The following is a 671-nucleotide window of genomic DNA, read 5'->3' on the forward strand; positions in this document are numbered from 1 at the left end:
GAATCCCTCTTAAATTGCTTGTTAAGTGTATTCATGCGCCATGGCCTTCATAAAATTTGTCACATCTTCTAATTCTGGAAAGTCGCTTCCCTCTCGCCCCCAAAACTCGCCGACATCTACAAACAATAGGTACAAGTAAAAATGATACTTTAGATAAAAATCCGTTAAATTGCGGTCTTTTGTACGCTCGTAAGACGCATGACCCGCGACTTTGTTTCGATAGACCCTAAAGTCCTTTGCAAATGATTCTGGCACAGGGAGAAGCTTTTCATAGTGCGATATATCATTTTCATAACTTGGTGCCTTTCCCCGCCTAATACGGTCAATTCTCGCATTGACCACACGATAAGCATCCTCTTCAATTAGTGAGTCAATAAAGCTATTTTTCGGAGGACCTTTTTTATCGGTAATATCTTTGTTTTCAAAGTCTCGTGCGTGGCAGGCAATGAGGAACTCGTACAGGTGATGGATAAAGTATGAATATGAATTGTATGCTCGATAAGACTTGTACTTATCATGACCAGACAGAATTAAATGTTCGGCGGACTGCCGAAACTGTTCAAAAGCATCACGACACTTGAAATATTCATGTTTAATTGCGATACATTGGTGGTAATCCGCCTCTGAACCAGATTTTATCTTCATATGCTGAACCCCAGATAAACTTAACG

The 671-nt window shown here is 40.2% G+C and carries 1 protein-coding gene; it reads right to left on the reverse strand.

The window, feature by feature from the left end:
* Positions 1–21 precede the first annotated feature (21 nt).
* Positions 22–671: hypothetical protein (locus KP803_RS21785; RefSeq protein WP_248010951.1), on the reverse strand; the 650-nt coding region annotated here is incomplete at its 5' end.

The sequence above is a fragment of the Vibrio amylolyticus genome (genome assembly GCF_023145695.1).
Taxonomy (GTDB): Bacteria; Pseudomonadota; Gammaproteobacteria; order Enterobacterales; family Vibrionaceae; genus Vibrio; species Vibrio amylolyticus.